This window comes from Conexibacter woesei Iso977N (genome assembly GCF_000424625.1).
Lineage (GTDB): Bacteria > Actinomycetota > Thermoleophilia > Solirubrobacterales > Solirubrobacteraceae > Baekduia > Baekduia woesei_A.
Genome location: NZ_AUKG01000003.1, coordinates 486,988 through 508,718, shown reverse-complemented (window position 1 = coordinate 508,718; position 21,731 = coordinate 486,988). Strand labels below are relative to the sequence as shown.

Here is a 21,731-nt window from a genome sequence, read left to right as displayed (position 1 = left end):
CGACGTCACGACGCCGCGCCGACGGCGGCGCCGTCGTCGGCGAGCAGGCCGCGGCGCCGCAGCTCGGGCAGGACGCCCTCGCCGACGCGGTAGGCCTCCTCCAGGTGCGGATAGCCGCTGAAGATGTACTCGGTGATCCCGAGGTCGTGGTACTCCTCGATCCGGTCGGCGACCTCCTGGTGGCTGCCGACCAGCGCGGTCCCCGCGCCGCCGCGCACGAGCCCGACGCCCGCCCACAGGTTCGGCGAGACGACGAGGTCGTCGGTGCGGCCGCCGTGCAGCTCGGTCATCCGCCGCTGGCCCTCGGACTGCGACGCGCGCTGGACCGCCTGCGCAGCCGCGATCTGCTCGGCGTCCAGCCCCGCCAGCAGCCGGTCGGCCTCCGCCCACGCTTCGTCCGCCGTGTCGCGCGAGATCGCGTGCAGGCGGATCCCGAAGCGCAGCTCGCGGCCTTCGCGCGCCGCGACCTCGCGGACGCGGTCGAGCTTCTCGGCGACCTGCGCCGGAGGTTCGCCCCACGTCAGGTAGACGTCGGCGTAGCGCGCCGCGACCTCCAGCGCCTCCGGCGACGAGCCGCCGAGGTAGACGTCCGGCCACTGCGGGACCGCGGGCAGCCGCGCGCCCTCGATGTCGTAGTACTTGCCTTGGTGGTCGACGGTCTCGCCGGTCCACAGCTCCCGCACGACGTGGAGGAACTCGCCGGCGCGCGCGTAGCGCTCGGCCTTGGTGAGGTGGTCGCCGAAGCGCCGCTGCTCGGCGTCGTCGCCACCGGTCACGACGTTCAGCAGCAGCCGCCCGCCGGAGATCCGCTGGTAGGTCGCGGCCATCTGCGCCGACAGCGTCGGCGACTGCAGGCCGGGCCGGAAGGCCACCAGGAACTTGAAGCGCTCGGTGACCTGCGTCAGCCCGGCGGTGATCACCCACGCGTCCTCGCACCACGACGACGTCGGCGTCAGCGCGCCCACGAACCCGAGCTGCTCGGCCGACCGCGCGATCTGGCCGATGTAGCTGATGTCGGGCGCGCGCTCGACGCCGCCGCTCGCGTTGACGCGCGAGCCCTCGACGCCGACCGCGTTGCCGAGCGACAGGTCGCTGCGCGAGTCGCCGTTGGTGGGCAGGAACCAGTGCGGGACGATGGTCATGCGAACAGCCTCCCCAGCCGCGCGATCGCCGCGCGGCGCTCGTCGAAGTCATAGGTGTTGGTGATCGCGACCACCTCGTCGGCGCCGGACGCGGCGACCGCGGCCTCCAGCTGCGCGCGGGCGGTCTCGGGGCCGCCGGCGACGTCGGCGCTCGTGTCCCCGTGGCTGGCCTCGACCGCGCGCTCCTCGTCGGTCCACGCGTGGGCCAGCGCGGCCTCGACGGTCATCAGCGGGCGGTTGACGCCCAGCCGCGCCTGGACCTGGCCGAGGTGGCTCGGCGCCGCCAGCGCGGCGGCGTGCGCGTCGTCCTCCCCCACCATCACCTTCAGCGCGAGGATCGCGTGGGGCTGGTCGTCGGGGCGCGCCGGGACGAAGTTGTCGCGGTACTCGCGCAGCGCGGTCGCGGCGTCGGCGGGGTTGGTGTGGGCGGCGAAGCCGTAGCCGAGGCCCTTGCGTGCGGCGGTCTGCGCGCTGTTGCGCGAGGAGCCGAGCAGGAAGACCGGCGGCAGCGGGACGTCGGTCGGCGCGGCGCGCGCGCCGGCCAGCGGGTCGTCGTCCGGCAGCGGCGTGACGCCGCCGAAGGCCAGCAGCTGGTCGAGCTGCTGCTCGAAGCCGGCGCCGTGCGCGTTGTCGCCGGGGCGGCCGAAGGCCAGCACCGTCGCGGGGTCGAGCGCGCCCTCGCTGCGGCCGATCCCGAGGTCGACGCGCCCGGGGTGCAGCGCCTCCAGCAGGCGGAACTGCTCGGCGACGTGGATCGGGCGGTGGTTGGGCAGCAGCATGCCGCCGGCGCCGATCCGGATCCGCTGTGCGCGCGCCCCGATCAGGCCGATCAGGACCTCGGGCGCCGAGATCGAGACGCTGCCGATCGCGTGGTGCTCGGCGACCCAGAAGCGGTGGAAGCCGAGCGCGTCGGCGTGCTGCGCCAGCTCGATCGCCTCGCGGATCGCGTGGCCGGGCGCGCCGCCCTCACGGGTCGGGGCCTGGTCGAGGACGGAGAGGAGCATGGACAGACTTCCTAGCATGTCGGTAGGCAATGTCCGATTCTCTCCTCCTCGCCGCGTCGCTGACCGACCCCGCGCTGATCCCGGCGGCCGAGGCCGCGGGCCTCGACCTGGTGGTCCTGGAGCAGGCACCGCTGGACCCGCTGCTGGTGGGCGCGCGCGCCGCCGCGCTGACGGCGTCGATCGGGATCGTCGTCGCGGCGCCGACCACGACGACCGAGCCGTTCCACGTGTCCACCGCGGTGGCGACGATCGACTTCGTCTCGCGCGGGCGCGCCGGGTGGCTGGCGGAGACGGTCGACCGCGCCGACGCCGACGCGCTCGTCACGTGGGACGTTCCGGAGGACGTGCTCGGCGACGCGCGCGAGTATGTTGATGTGGTTCGCGGGCTGTGGACGACGTGGGACGCCGACGCCGAGATCCGCGACCGTTCCACCGATCGCTTCTTCGACCGCGACCGAGTCCACCACCTTGCCTACAAAGGCAAGTACCTCGACATCCGCGGCCCGTCGATCACGCCGCGCCCGCCGCAGGGCCGGCCGCCCGTCGTCGTGCGCGACCCGGCGCTGGCGGACGTCGCCGACGTCCTGCTCGTCCGCGATCCGGCCGACGCGACGCCCGCGCCGGTGCGGCTGCTGGAGGTCGACCACGGCGAGGGGTCGCACGACGCCGACGGGTTCGACGGGCTGCTGCTCCACCACGTGACGGAGGCCGGCCTCGCAGCGCTGGCCCGCACGCCGCCGCGCGACGGCGAGACGCTCCGTGCCCGCCTCGGCCTGGAGGAGGTGGCGCGCGCATGAAGCAGGTCCGCCTCGCCGCGCACTTCCCCGGCGTCAACAACACCACCGTGTGGAGCGACCCGGCCGCGGGCTCGCACATCGACTTCGCGTCGTTCGCGGCGCTGGCCCGGACCGCCGAGCGCGCGCGGTTCGACCTCTTCTTCCTCGCCGAGGGCCTGAGCCTGCGCGAGCACGCCGGGCATCTGCACGACCTCGACGTGGCCGGCCGTCCGGACGCGATGACGATCCTCGCCGCGTTGTCGGCGGTGACCGAGCACCTCGGCCTGGCCGCGACGCTGACGACGACCTACCACGAGCCCTACGAGGTGGCGCGCCAGCTCGCGACGCTCGACCACATCTCCGGCGGGCGCGCGGCCTGGAACCTCGTGACGTCGACCGACGCGGTGTCGGGCGCGAACTTCCGCCGCGGCGCCTACCTGCCCTACGAGGATCGCTACGCGCGGGCGACCGAGGTCTTGGACTACGCCGACGCCTACTGGGCGCGCAACGCGCTGCCGCAGGGGCGGCCGCTGATCCTGCAGGCCGGCGACAGCGACAGCGGGCGCGAGTTCGCCGCGCAGCACGCCGATGCGATCTTCACCCGCCACGCGTCGATCCCGGACGGGCAGCGGTTCTACGACGACGTCAAGGGGCGCCTCGCCCGCTACGGCCGTTCGCCGAGCGAGCTCCTGGTGTTGCCCGGCGCGACGTTCGTCCTCGGCGACACCGACGCCGACGCGGCCGAGCGCGCCGAGCACGTCCGCTACCAGCAGGTCTCCGCCGGCACCGCGCGCGTGTTCGCCGAGCAGCTCTGGAACCGCGACCTCTCCGAGTACGACCCCGAGGGCCCGCTGCCCGACGTCGACCCGATCGAGGGCGAGATCACGATCGCGCCCGGCTCGATCCCGGCCCGCGCGTTCGCCGGCAGGCGCCACGAGACCGTCGCCCGGCTGCGCACGCTCGCCGACGACGACAACTTGACGTTGCGCGACGTGATGGTCCGCACCCGCGCCCGCCACGCCTTCGTCGGCTCAGCGCAGACCGTCGCCGACGCGATCGACGACCACGTCCAGCAGAACGCCTGCGACGGCTTCATCCTCGTCCCCCACATCACCCCCGGCGGCCTCGACGAGTTCGCCGACCAGGTCGTCCCGTTGCTGCAGGAGCGCGGCGTCCTGCGCACCGAGTACGAGGAGGGCGCGACCCTCCGCGACCACCTCGGGCTCACGCCGCGACGCGCACCGGCAGCCTGACGATCCCGTCGAAGAGGTAGCCGTCGCGGTTGAACGGCACGACGTCGGGCTGCTGGTGGCCGAGCCGGTCGGTCGCCTGCGCGGCCAGCGCCACGGTGCCCGCGGTCGTCGGCGTCCACGGCAGCTCCCAGCGCAGCCACGCGCCGTCGCCGTTGGCGCCGTAGGTCTTCGCGCCCTGCCACGTCCTGCCGCCGTCGGTCGAGACCCGGACCGAGCGCGGCCGCGCCTCGCCCGACCACGCGCGGCCGGTCAGCACGACCGGCTGGCCGACCTTGAACGGCGCGCCGGGCGTGAGCTCGAAGGCGCTCTTGAGCGGGCGCGTCGTCAGCGGCGGCGCGTCGGCCGGGTACGTCGGCCCGACCATCCTGTACTGGGTGGTGTTCCACGGCGAGGAGAGGTGGCCGTTGGCCACGCGGATCGACCCCACCCACTTGATGTTCGCCACGCCGACCCAACCCGGCACGACGATGCGCGCCGGGAAGCCGTGGTCGAACGGCAGCGTCTTGCCGTTCATCTCCAGGGCGATCAACACATCGTCCAACGCCTTCTTGATGGGGAACGGCCGGCGCACGTTGCCGAGCGAGCTGCCGTCGGCGGCCGGGACCGGATCGTCCAGGCCCTCGGGCATGACGTCGACCGCGTCGCCGCGCACGCCGGCCAGCTCCAGCACGTCGCGCAACAGCACGCCCTTCCACTCGGCGACCCCGATGCCACCCAGCGTCCACGCCGTTCCGGGCGCCGGCGTCCCCTGCTGGGTGGCGAAGTACGAGCGCCCATTGCCCGCGCACTCGACCGCGACGGTCGCGGTGACGCGTTCCAGCCGCTCCAGGTCCTTCAACGACAACTTGACCCCGGCCCCGCGCCTGGGCTGCCCGCGCAGGCCGGTCCCGAACAGCTCCAGCCGCCACGTCGCCGGGTTCACGATCGGCGTGCGCGTGTGGTTGCGGACGAAGAAGCGGTCGTAGGGCGTCAGGTAGCCCTGACCGGACATCGCGGTCCAGACCATCTCGGCGTTCGTGCCGCGCGGGATCAGCAGGTCCGCCGGGAGGTCCTTGACGATCCCCGGCACCGGCCCGGCGGCGCGCGCGGCCGGCGGCAGCCGCAGCCCGGTCAGCAGCGGCACGCTGCCCGCTGCGGCGAGCTTCAGCGTCTGGCGGCGGGTGAGGCGGCGTTCCATGAGTGGACATTACCCATGGATTCAGTGAAGAAACAAGCCGCGGTGTCCTGCCACTCAGGCAAACGCGCCGCGGTAGAAGAGCAGGGGGTCGGTGTGGTCCTCGACGTGCTCGACGCCGACGACTCGGCCGACGACGATCTCGTGGTCGCCGCCGTCGGAGAGCGTGTGCAGCGTGCACTCGACCGTCGCCAGCGTGGCGTCGAGGACCGGGACGCCGTCGGCCAGGCGGTGGCCGACGCCGTCCCAGGTCTCCGCCGACGCTGCCCGCGCGAACCGCTCGGCGAGCGCGCGCTGGCCCCCGCCGAGCAGGTTGATGGCGAACCGCTCGCCGGAGCGGATCGCCGCCAGCGTCTCGGACTCGCGCCGCAGGCAGGCGAGCACGAGCGGCGGCCGCAGCGACAGCGAGCTGATCGCGTTGGCCGTCGTCCCGAACGGGCGGCCACCGGCGTCGGCGGCGGTCACCACCGCGACGCCGGTCGCGAAGTTGCCCATCGCCGCGCGCAGCGCGTGCGCCTCGACGCCGGTGGCCTCGGTGCCCATGGCCTTCCTAGAAGCTCGGGATGACCGAGCCCTGGTACTTGTCGTTGATGAACCTCTTGACCTCGGGCGAGTGCAGGAGCTGCTCGAGCTTCTGGATCCGCGGGTCGTTCACCCTGTCCTGCTTGGCGACGAGCAGGTTCCCGTAGGGGTTGCCCTCCGCCTTCTCCAGCACGAGCGCGTCCTTGGCCGGCGTCAGCTTGGCCTCGATCGCGTAGTTGCCGTTGATGATCGCCAGGTCGGCGTCGTCGAGCGTGCGCGGCAGGTTGGCCGGCGCGATCGTCTTGAACTTTAGGTTCCTGGGGTTGTCGGCCACGTCGTTGGGCGTCGCGTCCAGGCCGGCGCCGTCCTTGAGCCTGATCAGGCCCGCCTGCTGGAGCAGCCTGAGCCCGCGCGCCTCGTTGGCCGGGTCGTTGGACAGCGTGACCGTCCCGCCGTTCTTGACCGCATTGACGTCCCTGACCTTCTTGGAGTAGATGCCGAGCGGCTCCAGGTGGACGGGCTTGAGCGCGACGAGGTCCTTGTAGGACGGGTTGTCCCTCTGCTGCTGCTCCAGGTACGGCACGTGCTGGAAGTAGTTGACGTCCAGCTTGCCCTCCTGCAGCGCGACGTTGGGCTGGATGTAGTCGTCGTAGGTGATGACGTCGAGCTTGATCCCGGCCCTGGGCGCCAGGTTCTTGGCGACGTAGTCGAGGATCTCGGCGTGCGGGACCGGCGAGGCGCCGACCTTCAGCGTCTTGCCGAGCGACGTGCTCGCCGAGTCCGACGAGGACGAGCTCTTGTCGTCGCTGCTGCTGCCGCACGCCGCGAGGGCGACGGACGCCGCCAGCGCGGCGAGCAACATGATGATCTTGGACCGATGGTGCTTCATGGGGAGAGGGGCTCCTGGTTCGGGGTGGGTGTTCAACGATGGGAGAGGCGGCGGGACAGTAGGTCGCCGGCGAGTTGGAAGAGCTGGACGACCACGACCAGGAGCACGACGGTCGCGAGCATCACGTTGCCGTCGAAGCGGTTGTAGCCGTAGTCGATCGCCAGCTCGCCGAGGCCGCCGCCGCCGACCGCGCCGCCCATGGCGGAGAAGCCGACGATCGCGACCAAGGTGATGGTCAACCCCGCGACGAGGCCGGGGAGCGCCTCGGGGAGCAGGACCTTCGCCACGGTCTGGGTGCGCGACGCGCCGGCCGCGCGCGCCATCTCGATCAGCTCGCGCGGGACCTCGCGCAGCGTCGTCTCGACGACGCGCGCGTAGAACGGGACCAGCGCGACGACCAGCGGGACGATCACCGCGCTGGTGCCCAGCGACGTCCCGACGACCAGCCGCGTGAACGGGATGATCGCCGCCAGCAGCACGATGAACGGGACCGAGCGGCCGATCCCGACGACGACGCTCAGCACCGCGCTGACCGGCCGGACCGGGCGCAGCCCGCCGGACGCCGTGACGTGCAGCGCGACGCCGAGCGGGATCCCGAGCGCCGCGACGAACGCGGTCGAGATCAACACCATGTTGAGCGTGTCCTTGAGCGCGGGCCAGAGCAGCGGCCACATGTCGCCCCAGGCGGTGTCGGTGGCGAGGATCGCGGCGGCGCGCATCACGCGACCGCCTCCGCGGCGACGACGGCGGTGACCGGCGTGGCCCGCAGGCCGTGCGGCGCGACCAAGGCGTGCAAGTCGACTCCTTCGTCCACGGCGAGCACGACGTGCCCGGCGGCGGCGCCCTCGACGGCCTCGACCGCGCCGCCGAGCAGGACGAACGGGACGCCGAGCGCGGCGAGCCACGCGGGGTCGGCGCCGCGCTGGACGTAGTCGACGCGCCAGGCGACCTGCCCGTGGGCGGCGTCGAGGTGCGGGCGGTCCGGGACCAGCGCGCGGCCGAGGACGGAGTCGGGGTCCGAGACCAGCGCGCTGACCGTCCCGGACTCCGCGACGCGCCCGTCGCGCAGCAGCGTGACGTGGTCGCAGATGTCGCGCACGACGTCCATCTCGTGGGTGATCAGGAGGATCGTCAGCCCGAGGTCGTCGCGCAGCTCGCGCAGCAGCGCCAGGATCGTGCGCGTCGTGTCGGGGTCCAGCCCGGACGTCGCCTCGTCGGAGAGCAGCACCGCCGGGTTGAGCGCCAGCGCCCGCGCGATCCCGACGCGCTGGCGCTGGCCGCCCGACAGCTGTGCCGGGTGCGCGTCGGCGTGGTCGGTCAGCCCGACGCGCTCGACCAGCTCGGCGACGCGGGCGCGGCGCTGCGCGCGCGACACCCCGCCCGCCAGCTCCAGCGGCAGCGCGACGTTGCCGGTCACCGTGCGCGAGCTCAGCAGCGACGCGGCCTGGAAGATCGTCCCGATCCGGCGCCGCGCCTGCTGCAGCCTGCGCTCCCGCAGGGCGGTCAGGTCGGTGCCGTCGACCGTGACGGTCCCGGCGGTCGGGCGCTCCAGCAGGTTGATGCAGCGCGCGAGCGTCGACTTGCCCGCGCCCGACGGGCCGATGACGCCCGCGATCTGCCCCGCGCCGACGTGCAACGAGACGCCGTCGAGGACGGTCCGCTCGGTCCCGGAGCGGGTGAAGGTCTTGGTCAGGTCGGAGACGTCGATCACGGCGAGCGCGGCACGGTAGCAAATCAAGGTCAACTTGATCTTCTTTACCTTCTTTGCGCCAACGGCGACACGACGCCGGGCGATCGGCGAGAATGCGCGGGTGCGCATCTCCGCCAAGGCCGACTACGCGGTCCGTGCCGCCGTCGAGCTCGCCCTCGCGGGCGATGCCCCGCTGAGCGCGGAGGCGGTCGCGACCGCGCAGGAGATCCCGGTCTACTTCCTCAAGAAGATCTTCAACGACATGCGGATCGCGAACCTCGTGACCGCGACGCGCGGCCGCGACGGCGGCCACCGCCTGGCCCGCCCCGCCTCGCAGATCTCGGTCGCCGACATCATGCGCGCGATGGAGGGCCCGCTCGCCGACGTGCGCGGCGAGGCGCCCGAGAACCTCAAGTACATGGAGTCGACCGAGGCGCTGCAGGACGTCTGGATCGCCCTGCGCGCGAACGTCCGCTCGGTGCTGGAGACCGTGACGCTCCAGCACCTCGCCGACCAGCAGCTGCCCAGGCGCGTCGCCTCGCTCGCAGCGAAGGACGACGCGCGCTTCCGCCGCTAGGCGCGGTTCAGACGCTGAGCAGCAACGCCGGGGCGTTGCACTCGGGCAGGACCGGCAGGAGCCGGACGCCCACGATGTCGCCGCGCCGGAGCCCGAGCCAGACCAGGTCGTCAGGCTCGAGGCAGGCCTCCGCGGGCGTGCCGTCGTCCAGCGTCAGCCGGACGTCGACCCTGCGCGCGTGCGGGATCAGCTCGTCGATGAAGGCCTCGCGCCCCGCGGGTTCCCGCGGGTCGAGGATCGTGACCGGCAACACGCCGGCACCTCGTCGGATGGCATGCAGCAAAATTACCACAAACCCAATCGGCTAAGAAGGCTTTCCGCCGGTTCGGCAGTGGCCGGCGCCCAGCCCTCGGCGGTCGAGATGTAGGACTCGGTCGGTCCCGCGGCGACGAGCTGCTCGATCGCCGCGACGAGCGCGTGCGCGTCGGCGAGGCGGGAGCCCGCGCCGAAGCTCGCGCGCAGCGCGCCGCCGGGCAGGCCGAGGCGCGCCAGCAGCGGGTGCGCGCAGAAGCGCCCAGCGCGGACGCTGATGCCGTGCTCGGCCGAGAGGTAGGCGCTGACGAGCCCGGGGTCGTAGCCCGCGACCGTGAACGCGACGGTCCCGATCGCGGCGCCGGCGTCGTCCCAGATGTTGAGGGTCTCGACGCCGTCGATCCGCTCCAGGCCGTCGGTCAGCGCGGCGCGCAGCGCGTCCTCGTGGCCCTCGCGGTCGGTCGGCGCGAGCAGCTCCAGCGCGGTCGCCAGCGCGACGGCACCCGCGAGGTTCGGCGTGCCGGCCTCGTGGCGGCGCGGGCCGTCGGCCCACGCAACGTCGTCGATCGTGACGTCGAGGACCGCGCCGCCGCCCGCGAGGTAGGGCTCGGCGGCGTCGAGCCAGTCGGCGCGGCCGGCCAGCACGCCGGCGCCGTAGGGCGCGTAGGCCTTGTGGCCGGAGAGCGCGAGGTAGTCGATCCCGTCGGCCTCGATCGCGATCGCGCGGTGCGGCGCGAGCTGCGCGGCGTCGACGAACGTGCGCGCGCCGTGACGGCGGGCCAGCGCGGTCAGGCGCGCGAGCGGGAGCACCTCGCCGGTGACGTTCGACGCGCCGGTGATCGCCAGCAGCGCGGTCGGCTGCTCGGCGAGCGCGCGGTCGAGGCGGCGCAGCGTCTCCTCGATCGTCGGCGCGTTCGGGACGGTCCGGTGCCCGGCCGCGCCGCGGCGCCAGGGCAGGAGGTTGGCGTGGTGCTCGACGTCGAGCGTGACGACGTCGCCCGCGCCCGCGGGGATGCAGGCGGCGAGCAGGTTGATGGCGTCGGTCGTGTTGCGCGTGAAGATGATGTGGTCGGTCGGGCGCGCGCCGAGCCGGCGGCCGACGCTCGCGCGCGCCTCCTCGTAGAGCGTGCTGGCCACGCGCGACGGGACGCCCGCGCCGCGGTGGACGCTGCCCGCGTAGGGGAGCACCTGCGCGACGCGCTCGGCGACGGCGGTCAGCGCGGGCGCGGTCGCCGCGTAGTCGAGGTTCACGCTGCGGGTCGTGGTGCCGTCGGCGAGCGGGACGTGCAGGCCGTCGCCCAGCACGGGCAGCAGCGGGTCGGTCGCGGTCGGGGTGGCGGCGGCGGTGCGGCGAGCGGCCACGGGCACAACGTCGATCAGAGCCATCGGGTCCTCCATGTGGGGTCGTCCGGGACCCGGCTGGGTCCGCGCTTGCTGGCGTGCCACGTGGCACGCGGGCCTGGTCTTCACCCGGGGCACCCCACCGCGAACGAGGGTTGCCGGCCAGCGAGCCGGGGCTTGACGCTGGCGCTCTTGACCGTCACCCACCATAGCGGATTCCCAGCGATGTGGTGGAGATTCGATGGACGCTCGTTCGACGCGCCTGGCGCGCCGGCGCTCGTTAGGACGCTTCGGGCTCGCCCAACGCGCGGGCGAGGAGGTCGTGCAGCTGCCGGCGCTCGGCTTCGCTCAGCGGGCCGAGGACGTCGTCCTCGATGCCGTCGCGGGCGCCCAGCGCGCGGTCGTAGGCGGCGCGGCCGGCGTCGGTGATCCGGACGACGTGGCGGCGCCGGTCCTGCGGGTCGCGCTCGCGCACGACCCAGCCCAGGGCCTCCAGCTCGTTGAGCAGGATCACCGTGTTGTTGGCGTCGATGCACATGACGTCGGCCAGCTGGCGCTGGGGCATCTCGCCGGGGATCGAGTGCAGGGCCATGAAGTGCCGGATCGACATCCCCATGTCGGCCTCGGGGGTGGCGCGCATCGCCTGCTTGGACAGGCGGGAGAGGAGCATCAGCGTTCCCTCGCGGTGCTTCACGGCCATGCCCGGATCGTAGGCCATCCCGTGATCTCCATTGGACTGCTGATCATCCTTGTGCAAGGATGATCTCCATGACAGTCACCGACCGCGCCCAGCTCCCCAGCGCGCGCTGGGTCGCCCTCACCGTCGTCTGCATGGCGCAGCTGATGTCGATCCTGGACTCCACGATCGTCAACGTCGCACTCCCCGACATCCAGCATGACCTGCACTTCAGCCAGTCGACGCTGACGTGGGTCCTGAACGGCTACCTGATCACCTTCGGCTCGTTCCTGCTGCTGTGCGGGCGGCTCGGCGACCTCGTCGGGCGGCGCAGGATGTTCCTCGTCGGCGTCACGCTGTTCACGCTCGCGTCCGCCGCGTGCGGGCTGGCCTCCGACCAGGCGACGCTCGTCGTGGCGCGCTTCGCGCAGGGCCTCGGCGGCGCGGCCGCGGTCTCGGTGATCGTGGCGATCATCGCCTCCGAGTTCCCGGACCCGCGCGAGCGCGCGCGGGCGATGTCGGTCTACACGCTGGTGATCGCCGGCGGCGGGTCGCTCGGGCTGATCCTCGGCGGCGTGATCACGACCGTGCTCGACTGGCACTGGATCTTCTACGTCAACCTGCCGATCGGCGTCGTCACGCTGGTGCTCGGGCGGCTGTGGCTGGTCGAGAACCCCGGGCCCGGGATCGGGCGCGACCTCGACTGGCTCGGCTCGGTCCTGATCACCGGCGCGATGCTGGTCGTCGTCTACGCGATCGTCACCGCGAGCACCGACGGCTGGGGATCGCCGCACACTCTGGGCTTCGGCGCGCTCGGGCTGGCGATGGGCGTGGCGTTCGTCGCGCTGGAGAGCCGGATCGCCAACCCGATCATGCCGCTGCGGGTCTTCCGGATCCCGGGGCTGGCGGCGACGAGCGTCGTCCGCGGGCTGCTGATCGTCGGGCTGTTCTCGACGTTCCTGATCGGCGTGTTGTACATCGAGAAGCTGCGCGGCTACAGCGTGCTGACGACCGGCATCGCGTTCCTGCCCCAGACCCTGATGATGATGGTGTTGTCGCTCGGCCCGACGGCGAGGCTCGTGGCGCGCTTCGGCCCGCGGGCGACGTTGTTGTCCGGGTTGCCGCTGATCGCCGCGGGCCTCGCGCTGCTGGCGACCGCGGGCGAGCACACCGCCTACGTGCCGGTGCTCGTGCTGTCGTTCCTGCTGACCGGCCTCGGCGCGGGGCTGTCGCTGATGCCGCTGCTGGTGATCGCGATGGCGCGCGTGCCGGCCGCCGACGCGGGCGTCGCCTCCGGACTGACGAACACGTCGCTGCAGATCAGCGCCGCGATCGGGATCGCGGCGCTCGGCTCGCTCTCCGACGACCGCACGCGGTCGCTGCTGGCGCGCGGCGCGAGCACGCCGGACGCGCTGCTGGGCGGCTACCACCTCGCGCTCTGGGTCGCGGTCGGCTGCGCGGCCGCCGCCTGGGTGGCGGCGGCCGTGCTGGTGCGCACGCCGGAGGCCGGCCGCGTCGCGGTCGGCGCGGGCGCGGCGTCTACGCCGGGCTGATGTGGCTGACCGGCGTGCCGAGGCCGGAGGCCAGCGGGTCGCCGGGGTAGTCGTAGAACCTGCCGGGCTGGTTGCTCTCGACGCCGTAGCCGATGCCGAGGTCCTCGAGCGCGGCGCGGACCACCGGGACCGAGCGCCAGTCGAAGTTCTCGAAGCCGACGTCGTTGGGCACGATCGGCTGGCCGCCGATCTGCGACTGCGCGAAGCGGACGAGCGCGCGGTGCACGGCCTCGGTGCCCATCGCCTCGGCGCACAGGCGCGCGCCGAACGCCTCGCCGCCGCGCGCGAACGCGCTGACGCCGAGCAGGTAGAGCGAGATCTCGATCGTCTCGACGACCTCGAGCGTCTCGAACAGGCCGATCCCGCCGTCGCCGAACGCGGCGTCCGGGAACCAGTACCTGGTGGTCAACGCCCTGCCGCCCGCGTCCTTGAGCGCCTCGACGTGGTGGTACTCGGTCGTGACCGCGTTGCGCAGGACCGGCAGGAACGCCTCCGACGGCGTCCCTCCCGCGCGCTCGATCGCGGCGCTCACGAACGTCACGCCGAGCTGCTCCTCGGTGACCAGGAAGTCCAAGACCTCCTGGCGGCCCTCGCCGTCGGCGTTGCGCGCGGCCTGCGCGGTGGCGTCCAGCAGGGCGCCCGCTGAGTGCTGCTCCATGATGATCTCCCCTACGTGTAGGTGTCGGTGCCTGGACCGGCCGGACACCGACGGTACGCCGGGTGGGAGCGCGCGGCGATGCCGGTTGCGGTCGCGCCGATGCCCGCGGGCGCCTAACGCCAGCCGTCGGTGAGCACGCGGCGGGCGTTGGCGCCGAGGACCCTGTCGAGCGCGTCGCCGGTGAGGCCCTGCTGCTCGAGGTGGGTCCGGAGCTTCGGGAGCTGGCTCTCGTCCGAGCAGTCGTCAGGCGGATCGGTGAAGCCGTCGAAGTCGGTCCCGACCGCGACGTGCTCCCAGGTCCCGCCCGCCCAGTCGTTGAGCTGGACCATCGTGCGCCAGATCGCGTCGAGGCCGTCCTTGGGGTGCGAGGACTCCAGCCAGTAGGGCATGAAGATGACGCCGGCGATCCCGCGGCTGGCGGCGATCGCCGTGACGTCCTCCTCGGTCAAGTTGTAGGGCTCGGCGTTGAGCGTCGCGACGCCGATGTGGGAGGCGACGATCGGGATCCGGTTGGCGACCTGCGCGTAGACCTGCTGGCGCGCCGGGATCGTGCAGTGGGCGACGTCGGGCAGGATCCTGCGCTCGATCATCCGCTCCAGGACGGCCCTGCCCAGCTCGGTCAGCCCGCGCGTGAGGTCGACCTGCGGGTCGACCTTCCAGAACAGGATCCTGTGCTCCTCCTTCGGGATCGCGTCGACGTGGCCCGCGAGGTCGTTGGGGAACAGGTGCGCGAGCGTGATCGACGCGACGCCGCGGTCGGCGAGCAGGTCGACGCGCGCGAGGCGGCCGGCCTCGTCGCCGGGCTCGAGGCCCGCCGACAGGTGGTGGCCGCCTTCGACGGTGTGGACGATCGCGGTGCGGCCGTCGGCGAGCGCGGCGTCCAGCTCGGCGTTGGAGCGGACGTGGCGGAAGTGCTCCGAGGAGCGCTCGACCTGCTGCTCCATCTGGCCCATCTGCACGAGCAGGCACTCCCACGCGTTCCTCTCCAGCAGCATCCTGCCGCCCCTGGTGAGGTGGGCGGCGAGGTGGATCGGCGGGTTGTCGATGAACTCCCTCTCCGGAACGTGCAGCGCGGACCAGAGCACGTCGACACCCCCACGACTCAGCATCTCGAAGTCGCTGAGGCTCGCGAGCGGGTTGAACATGTCGCCGCCCATGACGTGCCTGCGCAGGTCGCGGTCCCAGAGGAACGCGTTCATCGCCGGGTGGGCGTGGATGTCGATCAGGAGGGTCATGTCATGCCGCCGGTCCGATCCGCGCCTCGATGTAGTCGTTCAACAACACCGGGCAGACGAACGGGCGGAACTCCTCGATGTGGCTGTGCGTCTCCACCCAGTCGGGGTCGATGAAGTTGAGCTTGCCCCAGTGCGCGCGGAACTCGACCCTCGCGTCGTCCCTGAGGTGGTCCCAGAGGCCCTTGAGGTGGGTGAAGATCTTCTCCTTGTCGCCCGGCTGCTTGCACACGTCGGTCAAGTACATGAAGTTGAACTTCACGATGTAGGCCTCGTCGTCCCAGCCCCACGCCGACATCCAGCTGCCGTCGACCTGGGTCAGCTCGATCTCGGTCGGGATGTTCGGCCAGCCGTGGGCGTCGAAGTAGGCCTCGCAGGCGCCGCGGACGCGGTCGATGTCACGCGGGCGGAAGCTCCACTCGGCCATCGCGACGTGCGTCGGCGCGCGGCGGTCGACCGGCAGCATGTTGCGCAGCGGGCCGGTGCGGTTGTCGGGGTCGTAGGCGAACTCCATGCCCCTGTAGAGGAGCTCCAGCGGCAGGTCCAGCAGCGGCCCGACGTCGGCGATCTCGTCGAGGACCTTCTCGACGAACTCGAGGATCTGCTCGGACTGGTCGGGCACGTAGTCGCCGTCGTCCCTGGACTCGCCGCGCGGCACCGCGGTCGCCGCCCACAGCAGCGCGTACCGGCTCTTGGGCATCCAGTTGACGCGCCAGAAGTCGTACCTCCTGCTGGTCGCGTCGAGGTCGATGAGGACGTCGTCCATCAGGACCTTCTCCTGGACGACGTCGAAGTAGAGCTCGTCGACGACCGCGAAGCGCACGCGGGTCAGGACGCCGAGCACGCCGAGCGAGCAGACGACCGCGGGCCAGTCGGCGTCGCCGCGCGCGATCCGGCGCTCGACCGCCGCGCCGCTGCCGGCCTCGATCGTCACCAGCTCGACCCACTCGAGCTTCTCGTAGAGCGAGTTGCGCGAGCTCGCGGGCGCGGTCCCGGTGGAGATCAGGCCCGCGAGCGTCTGCGCGTCGGTGCCGCCGGTGGCTGTCAGCGACTTGCCGTGGGTGCCCAGCTCGGCGAGGAGGTCGTGGAGCCTGACGTTCGCGGTCGCGACGAACCCGCCGCGGTCGGCGTCCATCACGATCTCCTTCGGGAGCCCGGACGTGTCGAGCAGCGCGTCGGTCACCACGATCTCGGCGCACGAGTGCAGGCTGCCCGGCACCCGGACGCGCCTGCCCGCGGCGTGCGCGTCGGCCAGCATCGTCTTCAGCTCGTCGATCGACGTGGGGCGCAGGACGACGTCGGGCGTGAACGCGACCATCCTCCCCCAGTCTTCGAGCACGGTTGAGGTGGTGGAGGGCATCACGGTGAGCGACGATAGGTCGATCAGCGTTGCTGCGCAAGGGAGTGCCTAGACGTCCGGGCGGGTCCTACGCCGCCACGGCGCCGTCGAGCCGGGCTGGACGAGGAACGTCCTGTGACTCGCCCCTCGGGCGGCGGGACTGGACAGAGTGTCGGCTCCCGCGCGCCGGTCGGCGACACCTCGCCGCTTGCCACAGCAGGGCAGCCCCGACCAGACTCGGTGTCTGCCATGCGCGCGCTGCCGATCGAGTGACCAACCAGCAGCACCTGGCGGCGTTGTCCAGCGAGCTGGAGGCTCGCTTGGACGAGATCTGCGCGCAGGTCGACGCGCTGACGCGGCGCGAGCTGCCCACGCTCTGGGACAGGCGCGACGCCGGCCTCGAACACGCGCTCGCGCGCGGCGTCTGCGATCACGTCGCCGGCGCCGTCCGCGAGCTCGGGCGTGGACGGGCGCCGCTGGCCGAGCTCTCGGCCGAAGCGCGCCGCGAGGCCGAGACGGCGGCGCGGGCCCGTGTCCCGGTCGAAGACCTGCTGGCGACCCGCCGGCTCGCGCACGCCGCGCTGTGGGAGGCGTGCGTCGAGGAGATCAGCGCGAGCGAGCTCACCGGCGCGGCGCGTGCCGACCTCATGAAGACCGCGTCGCGCTTCCTGTTCGCGCATGCCGGTAGCGCGCTGCCGCTGCTGCGCGCGGCCCACGCACACGCGCGCAACGCGTTGGTCGAGGATCGCGACCGCCGCAAGGAGCTGCTGATCGGCGAGCTGCTCGAGGGCCTACCGGTCGACACCGCCGACCTCGGCTACGACCTCCGCGCGCGGCACGTGGGCGCGATCGCCTGGGGCGCCGCGCCCGGCCTGGCGATCCAGACGCTGGCCGCCGACCTCGGCGCGCGCGAGTGCCTGCTCGTCGCCGACGGCGACTGCGCACGCGCGTGGCTGGCCGTGCCGGCCGGGCCGTGCGAGCCGTCGCTCGTGCTGCCGGCCGGGACCTCGTGCGCCGTCGGCGAGCCGGCCGAGGGACCCGAGGGCTTCCGCGTCACGCATCGCCAGGCGCACGGCGCCTACCGCGTCGGCGTGCGCCGGCCGCTCGGCTCGCTCACCTGCTACCGCGACGTCGCGCTCGTGGCGCTGGCCACGGCAGACCCGACGGCGGCGACCGACTTCGTCGCGCACTGGCTGGGCCCGCTCGCGGATGACGACCCGCGCACGGCGGTGCTGCGCACGACGCTGTCGACCTACTTCGCCGCCGGCCAGAACGCGCTGGCCGCGGCGGCGCGGCTCGGCGTCAACGACCGCACCGTCGGCTATCGCCTGCGCCGGATCGAAGAGCGTGTCCTGGGCGTCCCGATCGCCGAGCGGCGCGACGAGCTCGCGCTGGCCCTGCGCCTCCACGCGCTCGCCGCCGGCGACGCGGCCATGCGCTGAGCGGCCCGCTCATGGGCGGTCCCGGACCGTTCCGCATCGCATTGTGATGAGGCTCCCACCCCATCCGCAGGCAAGACGAACGACCGTGCCGAAGTTCGGCAAGGCGGTCGGCGGTGTTCGACGAAAGTCCCAAGCGCGAAGGCCTGGGACATGGCGACGATGGAGGACCACGTCGTCACACAGCAGGAGAGACACGCATGAGCGTTGGTTTGGGCAAGGCCCTGCCGCCCGCCGTCCGCGCCGCGGCCCGCGAGGAGTTGGACCCCGAGGGCACCGCCAGGCGCGCCGCCGCAGAGCCCGAGACCGCCGGGACCGCAGCGCCGCACGGCGCGGGCGACGAGCGCGCCGGGGGCCTGTCGCGCCGCCAGCTGCTGCGCACCGGGGGCGCGCTCGGCGCGTCGCTGCTCGCGGCGCAGATGACGCGTGGCACCACGGCGGCCCGTGCCGCCGGCAACCGGCCCAACGTCGTGGTGGTCGGCGCGGGCCTGGCCGGCGTCACCGCGGCCTACCGCCTGGCGCAGGTCGGCATCCCCGTGAACCTGTACGAGGCGAGCGACCGCGTCGGCGGTCGCTGCTTCACCGCGCGCGGGTTCAGCGGCGGGCAGACGGCCGAGCACGGCGGCGAGTTCGTCGACACGCGGCACGTGCATCTGATCAAGCTCGCCCAGGAGCTCGGGCTCACCCTCGAGGACTTCTTCGACGCCCAGGGCAACCCGCCCGGCTGGCCGGCCTACATCGGCGGCACGTGGTACCCCGAGGACGCGTGGGACCCGGACTTCGACCGGCTCACCAGGGCGATCATCAAGCAGGCGCGCGCCATCGGCGCCGTCAGCAACGGGGCGATCGACCCGACCGCCTACAGCTACGGGACCGCGACGCCCGCGGCCAGGCAGCTCGACCAGCTGTCGATGACCGACTGGCTCGACCAGCGCCTTCCGGGAACGACCGGCAGCCCGTTCGGCAAGCTGCTCGAGCGCATCGCCGGCTCGGGCATCGGGCTGCCGATGAGCGGCTCCTCCGCGATCAACTGGATGGACCTGCTCGGGCCCGACGACGCCGACGAGCGGTACCACATCCGCGGCGGCAACGACCAGGTGCCGACGCTCGCGGCCGCCGCCCTGCCCAGGGGCGCGCTGCACATGAACGCCCCGCTGCAGCGGCTCAGCCGCCGCAACGACGGCCGCTACGAGCTGCGCTTCGGCGGCATCGGCGCGACGGTCCTCGCCGACCGCGTCGTCCTGGCGCTGCCGTACTCGACCCTGCGCGACGTCGACCTGTCCTGCGCGGGGCTCAGCCCGCACCGCATGAGCGTGATCCAGCAGCTCAGCATGGGGACCAACGGCAAGCTGCTGCTGCGCTACGACGACCGGCCGCAGGCCCACACGTACGCCCTCGGCCAGTGGACGGGCTTCAGCCTCGACTACGGCGCCGCCCGCCACACGTGGGACAGCACCCGGCGGCAGCCGGGCAACGGAAGCATCACCACCATGTTCTACGGAGGCCAGGGCGCGCCGGCGTGGGCGGGCCGGCCGGCGCACGCCGGCGCCTCGGGCGCGTTCGTCGCCAACGCGGTGTCCCACCTCGACGCGACGGTCCCGGGCACCGGGGCGCACTTCACGGGCGAGGCGTGGATCGACGCGTGGGTCAACGACCCGTGGGTGCGTGGCTCGTACTCCGCGTACGGCATCGGCCAGTACACGGCCAACGAGGGCTTCAACTACCGCGCCGAGGGCGCGATCCACTTCGCCGGGGAGCACACCTCCACCTACAGCCGCGCGTATCTCAACGGCGGCGTCGAGAGCGGCCAGCGGGCGGCGATCGAGATCATGAACAAGGCCGGCGTGCCGGTGCCCGCCAACATCGCGAACCTGCCCTACAGCGGCAGCTAGGCAGCGCCGGCCAAGCCTCGCCTGAGACCGGCGGCGCGGGCGCTCGCGGAGCGATGCCACGTTGGTGGACAACGCCGACAGGGCGGGCAGGAACACGGCCAGGTGGAACGGCAAGCTCAACCGCAAGGCCTTGAAGCCCGGCTCCTACCGCCTCGTCGCGACCGCCAGGACCAGGGCCGGCGTGCGGGGCGCCGCGAAGACCAAGGCCTTCAGGGTCAGGCGCTGACGCGTGCCGGCCGGCCGCGGGCGGCGCGCAGCAGCCCCGCGGCCGACACGATCGCCCAGCAGCCCTCCAGCAGCAGGAACCCCGCCTGGCGCTCCTGCGCGGCGAGCACCGCGAGCACGAGCGAACCGGTGAAGTTCAGCGCGAGGTAGACGGGCGAGGACGCCGACAGCCTGCCGCGTTGGGCGGCGACGAACGCGACGAGGATCAAGAGCGATCCGAGCACCTGGACGATCTGGTCCATGACCAACCTCCGATGCGCGCCGTCGTCAGGCCGGGTACAGCGCGCGCTCTCGTCCGGAAGACCACCACTCGTGGTCTCTCACCTCCAGCATAGCGCCGTTCAGGCCGGGCAGACGCTGGTCTTCCTGGCGCCCGGCTGGACGCAGCGACTCACGATCCTGAACCGCTTGTGCGGGCGGATCTGGAGCACCGTCGAGGTCCCGATCGCGCCCGGCGCCGTGACCTGGACGGAGATCGTCGTCGTGCCCGCCAGGTTGCGGTTCCTGAAGACGTCGCGGCCGAAGCTGCGCGCGCCCTTCCTGAGCGTCTTCCTCGTGAGCGTGAAGTGCTTGGCGGTCCTGAACGGACAGCGCCTCCCCGTGCAGGTCAGCGTCGCCCTCTCGGTCCCCCTCAGGCCGCTGATGACGACGCTGGTCACGACCGTCCGGTGCGTCCTGGCGCTCGTGCGGACGTGGAACGTCGTCCTGGCGGTCACGCGCGCGATCCTCGGCGCCCTCGGCGCGGGCCTCGCGACGATCGGCCCGGGCGGCGCCGGAGCGGGCAGCAGCGCGGTGGTGAAGGTCGCGTCGGCGCCGGCCGTCCCGCCCTCGCCGTTGATCGCGCGCGCCCGCACGTGGTAGGTCGTCCCCGCGGCCAGGCCCGCGAGCGCGGTCGCGACCGGCACGGGCCCGATGCCGGCGGGCACGGTGACCGGCGCCGAGGTCTGCCCGTAGGCGGTGCTCGGGCCGTAGTCGAAGACGACCGTGGTCTCGTTGCCGCGCGGGTCGGCGACGGCGCCGACGGCGGCCGTCGCCGTCCCGGTGGCCGCGGCGGTCCCGGTCGTCGTGCGCGGCGCGCCGTCGACCAGGCGCGCGATCCGCGACCTGTTGTTGTCGGTGAACCAGAGGTCGTCGTCGGGGCCCTTGACGATGTCGAAGGGCTCGCCGTTGTCCGCGACGCCGTAGAACCTGGCGTTCGTGCCGTCGGCGTTGAGCCGCACGACGCCGTGGCTGCCCTTCGCCGCGACGTAGATGCGGCCGTCGGCGCCCGCGACGATCCCGATCGGGTCCGAGAACGCCCCGCCCGTGGGCGTGATCTCGGCCGCCACGCCGCCGGACTGCGCGGCCGGGAACCGGGCGAGCCTGCCCACGATGTTCTCGGTCACCCAGAGGTTCCCGGCGCCGTCGGAGGCGATGCCGTCCGGTCCCGCGCCGGGGGTGGCCGTGGCGATCGTGGACTCCACGGCCAGGTCCTTGGACAGCCGCCGCACGACGTCGCCGTCGTAGTCGGGCGCGTAGAGCTTGCCGCCGACGGCCTCGAGGTCGAACACGGTGCCGCCGACCGCCGCCGTGGTCACCGCGCCGGTCCCGTCGTCGGCCACGTAGCCGACCCTCCTGCCCGACCCGCAGCCGAAGTACATCCGCCCGTTCGCCGCCGCCAGCCCGTCCGGCGCGCAGCCCGCGGGGAGCGTGACCGGGTGCGCCGTCGGGGCCGCCGACCTCGCGTCGAACCAGACCAGCTTGGCGGCGCCGTTGACCGCGACCCAGACGCGGTCGCCCGGTCCGGTCGCAACCGCATGGGGTTGGTCGCCGACCACGTAGCGCTGGACGACCGCGCCGCTCGGCGCGATCCGCACGACCGAGCCCGCGAACTCCTCGGCGACCCAGAAGTTCCCGTCCGGCCCGAGCGCGATGCCGTTCGTCGCCGACTGCGGCCCGCTGACGTCCTGGATCACGAACGCGCCGGCCGGAGCGGCAGCGACGAGCAGCGCGCCGACGGCGAGGACCACAACGGAGAGCCGGCGCACGCCCGCGAACGTACCGGCGCCGGGCCGAACCGTCAACGCGCCGCGTCCCCTGTCGTCACCCGCTCCGGGG

Annotated in this window: 22 protein-coding genes and 1 riboswitch; of the genes, 7 read left to right on the top strand and 15 right to left on the bottom strand. The window is 73.1% G+C overall.

Features of this window, described 5'->3' with window-relative positions; all coding sequences use genetic code 11:
- Positions 1-5: 5 nt before the first annotated feature.
- Positions 6-1,142 carry an LLM class flavin-dependent oxidoreductase gene (locus H030_RS34775; RefSeq protein ID WP_051223572.1) on the bottom strand — a complete coding sequence of 379 codons (1,137 nt, stop codon included), beginning with the start codon at positions 1,140-1,142 and terminating at the stop codon, positions 6-8.
- The gene (locus H030_RS0124040) at positions 1,139-2,146 is read right to left on the bottom strand and encodes an MsnO8 family LLM class oxidoreductase (protein WP_035129381.1); all 1,008 of its coding nucleotides are present in this window, start codon (positions 2,144-2,146) and stop codon (positions 1,139-1,141) included. Before H030_RS0124040 ends, H030_RS34775 begins: the two co-directional genes overlap by 4 nt.
- Before the next feature lie 29 nt (positions 2,147-2,175).
- Here H030_RS0124040 and H030_RS34770 point away from each other — a divergent pair, with 29 nt between their 5' ends.
- A complete protein-coding gene (locus tag H030_RS34770; RefSeq protein ID WP_051223570.1) occupies positions 2,176-2,943 on the top strand; it encodes an LLM class flavin-dependent oxidoreductase in 768 nt (255 codons plus the stop codon).
- Complete coding sequence (locus tag H030_RS0124030; RefSeq protein ID WP_027008008.1) at positions 2,940-4,175, top strand: LLM class flavin-dependent oxidoreductase; 1,236 nt, start codon at positions 2,940-2,942, stop codon at positions 4,173-4,175. The genes H030_RS34770 and H030_RS0124030 overlap by 4 nt, the downstream gene beginning before the upstream one ends.
- Here H030_RS0124030 and H030_RS34765 read toward each other — a convergent pair.
- From H030_RS34765 to H030_RS0124005, 5 genes are read right to left on the bottom strand one after another with little or no spacing between them, the layout of a single operon-like run.
- Positions 4,147-5,352, bottom strand: coding sequence for a sulfite oxidase (locus H030_RS34765; RefSeq protein ID WP_035129379.1), 1,206 nt, complete (start codon positions 5,350-5,352; stop codon positions 4,147-4,149). The genes H030_RS0124030 and H030_RS34765 overlap by 29 nt on opposite strands.
- Positions 5,353-5,406: 54 nt before the next feature.
- Positions 5,407-5,892 (bottom strand): flavin reductase family protein, encoded by a 486-nt coding sequence (locus tag H030_RS0124020; RefSeq protein WP_035129377.1) that lies wholly within the window; start codon positions 5,890-5,892, stop codon positions 5,407-5,409.
- Between the two features lie 7 nt (positions 5,893-5,899).
- Complete coding sequence (locus tag H030_RS0124015) at positions 5,900-6,760, bottom strand: MetQ/NlpA family ABC transporter substrate-binding protein (RefSeq protein WP_027008006.1); 861 nt, start codon at positions 6,758-6,760, stop codon at positions 5,900-5,902.
- Between the two features lie 32 nt (positions 6,761-6,792).
- Positions 6,793-7,479 carry a methionine ABC transporter permease gene (locus H030_RS0124010; RefSeq protein WP_081691103.1) on the bottom strand — a complete coding sequence of 229 codons (687 nt, stop codon included), beginning with the start codon at positions 7,477-7,479 and terminating at the stop codon, positions 6,793-6,795.
- On the bottom strand, positions 7,479-8,471 hold the full coding sequence (locus H030_RS0124005) for an ATP-binding cassette domain-containing protein (RefSeq protein WP_027008004.1): 993 nt from the start codon (positions 8,469-8,471) through the stop codon (positions 7,479-7,481). Before H030_RS0124005 ends, H030_RS0124010 begins: the two co-directional genes overlap by 1 nt.
- Before the next feature lie 100 nt (positions 8,472-8,571).
- Here H030_RS0124005 and H030_RS0124000 point away from each other — a divergent pair, with 100 nt between their 5' ends.
- Positions 8,572-9,027: an RrF2 family transcriptional regulator gene (locus tag H030_RS0124000; protein ID WP_027008003.1), complete on the top strand. Its 456-nt coding sequence runs from the start codon at positions 8,572-8,574 to the stop codon at positions 9,025-9,027.
- Between the two features lie 7 nt (positions 9,028-9,034).
- Here the strand turns inward: H030_RS0124000 and H030_RS0123995 are convergent, their stop codons facing one another.
- The 3 genes from H030_RS0123995 to H030_RS0123985 form a co-directional block, all read right to left on the bottom strand.
- Positions 9,035-9,280, bottom strand: a complete 246-nt coding sequence (locus tag H030_RS0123995; RefSeq protein ID WP_027008002.1) for a hypothetical protein — start codon at positions 9,278-9,280, stop codon at positions 9,035-9,037.
- 32 nt (positions 9,281-9,312) lie between these two features.
- A complete protein-coding gene (locus H030_RS34760) occupies positions 9,313-10,584 on the bottom strand; it encodes an aminotransferase class V-fold PLP-dependent enzyme (protein ID WP_419470654.1) in 1,272 nt (423 codons plus the stop codon).
- 117 nt (positions 10,585-10,701) lie between these two features.
- Positions 10,702-10,818: riboswitch (SAM riboswitch) on the bottom strand.
- Positions 10,819-10,900: 82 nt separating this feature from the next.
- Positions 10,901-11,320: a MarR family winged helix-turn-helix transcriptional regulator gene (locus H030_RS0123985; protein ID WP_027008001.1), complete on the bottom strand. Its 420-nt coding sequence runs from the start codon at positions 11,318-11,320 to the stop codon at positions 10,901-10,903.
- Between the two features lie 68 nt (positions 11,321-11,388).
- Between H030_RS0123985 and H030_RS34755 the strand changes: the two genes are divergently transcribed.
- Complete coding sequence (locus tag H030_RS34755; RefSeq protein ID WP_196809254.1) at positions 11,389-12,849, top strand: MFS transporter; 1,461 nt, start codon at positions 11,389-11,391, stop codon at positions 12,847-12,849.
- On the opposite strand, the gene H030_RS0123975 is transcribed toward H030_RS34755, so the two are convergent.
- The 3 genes from H030_RS0123975 to H030_RS0123965 all read right to left on the bottom strand — a co-directional run bounded on the left by H030_RS0123975 (position 12,836) and on the right by H030_RS0123965 (position 16,099).
- Positions 12,836-13,507 carry a hypothetical protein gene (locus tag H030_RS0123975; RefSeq protein WP_027008000.1) on the bottom strand — a complete coding sequence of 224 codons (672 nt, stop codon included), beginning with the start codon at positions 13,505-13,507 and terminating at the stop codon, positions 12,836-12,838. The two genes, H030_RS34755 and H030_RS0123975, sit on opposite strands and share 14 nt — an antisense overlap.
- A 113-nt stretch (positions 13,508-13,620) precedes the next feature.
- Positions 13,621-14,742 (bottom strand): dipeptidase, encoded by a 1,122-nt coding sequence (locus tag H030_RS0123970; RefSeq protein WP_027007999.1) that lies wholly within the window; start codon positions 14,740-14,742, stop codon positions 13,621-13,623.
- A 1-nt stretch (position 14,743) separates the two neighbouring features.
- Positions 14,744-16,099: an FAD-binding protein gene (locus H030_RS0123965; RefSeq protein ID WP_081691101.1), complete on the bottom strand. Its 1,356-nt coding sequence runs from the start codon at positions 16,097-16,099 to the stop codon at positions 14,744-14,746.
- Between the two features lie 248 nt (positions 16,100-16,347).
- On the opposite strand from H030_RS0123965, the gene H030_RS0123955 reads away from it, so the two are divergent.
- The 3 genes from H030_RS0123955 to H030_RS39365 all read left to right on the top strand — a co-directional run bounded on the left by H030_RS0123955 (position 16,348) and on the right by H030_RS39365 (position 19,635).
- Complete coding sequence (locus H030_RS0123955; RefSeq protein ID WP_027007997.1) at positions 16,348-17,520, top strand: helix-turn-helix domain-containing protein; 1,173 nt, start codon at positions 16,348-16,350, stop codon at positions 17,518-17,520.
- 197 nt (positions 17,521-17,717) lie between these two features.
- Positions 17,718-19,409: a flavin monoamine oxidase family protein gene (locus tag H030_RS34750; protein WP_081691100.1), complete on the top strand. Its 1,692-nt coding sequence runs from the start codon at positions 17,718-17,720 to the stop codon at positions 19,407-19,409.
- A 64-nt stretch (positions 19,410-19,473) separates the two neighbouring features.
- Positions 19,474-19,635 carry a hypothetical protein gene (locus H030_RS39365; protein WP_155892245.1) on the top strand — a complete coding sequence of 54 codons (162 nt, stop codon included), beginning with the start codon at positions 19,474-19,476 and terminating at the stop codon, positions 19,633-19,635.
- On the opposite strand, the gene H030_RS34745 is transcribed toward H030_RS39365, so the two are convergent.
- Positions 19,625-19,876, bottom strand: coding sequence for a CBU_0592 family membrane protein (locus tag H030_RS34745; protein ID WP_035129371.1), 252 nt, complete (start codon positions 19,874-19,876; stop codon positions 19,625-19,627). The genes H030_RS39365 and H030_RS34745 overlap by 11 nt on opposite strands.
- 99 nt (positions 19,877-19,975) lie before the next feature.
- A complete protein-coding gene (locus tag H030_RS0123935) occupies positions 19,976-21,661 on the bottom strand; it encodes a hypothetical protein (protein ID WP_155892244.1) in 1,686 nt (561 codons plus the stop codon).
- Positions 21,662-21,731: the final 70 nt, after the last annotated feature.